The sequence below is a fragment of the Shigella sp. FC1967 genome (genome assembly GCF_001743005.1).
In the GTDB taxonomy this organism is placed as follows: domain Bacteria; phylum Pseudomonadota; class Gammaproteobacteria; order Enterobacterales; family Enterobacteriaceae; genus Proteus.
Window position 1 is genome coordinate 1 of sequence record NZ_MIIZ01000978.1, and the last position, 1,516, is coordinate 1,516.

Sequence of the window (1,516 nt, forward strand, 5' to 3'; positions counted from 1 at the left end):
AAAAAAAGCGGTCTAATGAGTAGCGGTGGCATTGGCTTTAATGTCGGTAAACAATCCTCCCGCCATGAAGTGGATGAAAAAGGCATCACCCAAAGCCAAAGTGTCAGCACTATTGGCAGCACACAAGGTAATGTCAATATCACCGCTAGCAACAAACTGCATGTGGGCGGCGCTGACCTGATTACCCAAAAAGACTTAAATCTCACGGGCGATAGCGTCCAAATCGACCTAGGCTATGATAAACGTACTCGCACCGAAACCTTTGAAACCAAGCAAAGTGGGTTTGGTGTTGCACTCTCTGGCAGTGCAGGTAGCGCCCTCAATACTGCCGTCAGCACCGCACAACAAGCTCGCAAAGAAAGTGACGGTCGTTTAAGTGCTCTACAAAACACCAAAGCGGTGTTATCGGGTGTTCAAGCCCAGCAAGCGGTTGAGTTAGATGGGCTGAAAACTGATGTTGCAAATGCACACAACCTTGCCAACAACCTTAAACCGGGCGATGAAGGCTATCAAAAAGGCGCCACCAATACAGTTGGTGTCAGTGTGTCTTACGGCAGCCAATCGTCGAAAAGCGAAACCCATACCGACAGCCGCCAGTCGCAAGGCAGCACCTTAAATGCCGGACAAAATCTGTCGATTATCGCAACGGGTAAAAATAAAGACAGCAACCCAGACAGCGGTAATATCACGGTCGCCGGCAGTGAACTCAAAGCCGGTAAAGACTTATCACTGTCTGCCACACAAGATATCAACCTTGTTTCTGCCCAAAACACCGAGCAAACTACCCGCCAAAACAGCAACAAAGGCGGCAGTATCGGCGTTGGTGTAGGTGTGGGTGCTGGTGGCTACGGGGTCAATGTCTCCGCTTCCGTTAACCAAGGCAAGGGCCATGAAAATGGTAATGGACTCACTCACACCGAGACCACGTTAGATGTAGGCAATAAACTCACCTTAAACAGTGGACAAGATACCACCCTCAAAGGCGCTCAAGTCAGTGGCGAACAAATCACTATCAATGTCGGTCGTGACCTCACTTTACAAAGTGAGCAAGACAGTGACCGTTATGACGCCAAACAGCAAGAGGTCAGCGTCGGTGGCGGTTACACGATAGGGGGCACGCCAAACATCAATATTAGTGCCAGCAAAGACAAAATACACAGTAACTACGACAGTGTGAAAGAACAAACCGGTATTTTTGCGGGTAAAGAGGGCTTTGATATCCATGTCAAAGACCATACTCAGCTTGCCGGTGCTGTGATTGCGTCGACGGCGGACAAAGATAAAAATAGCCTCGATACGGGCACATTAGGCTGGAAAGATATCGACAACAAAGCTGACTTTACCGCCGAGCACACGGGTGGCTCGATTGGCACCGGTGGCCCAATTGGTAGCCAACTCCTTACTAATGCCGCCGGCGGATTATTATCTAATGCCAATAACAGCGGACAGACTGAAGGCACTACCCACGCTGCCATCTCTGAGGGGAAATGGTTAATCCGTGATACGGATAATCAAA

1 protein-coding gene is annotated in these 1,516 nt (G+C 49.4%); it reads left to right on the plus strand.

The window, feature by feature from the left end:
* Window positions 1-1,516, plus strand: a 1,516-nt coding sequence (locus BHE89_RS17045) for a hemagglutinin repeat-containing protein (RefSeq protein WP_171742526.1), incomplete at both ends; no start/stop codon positions are given.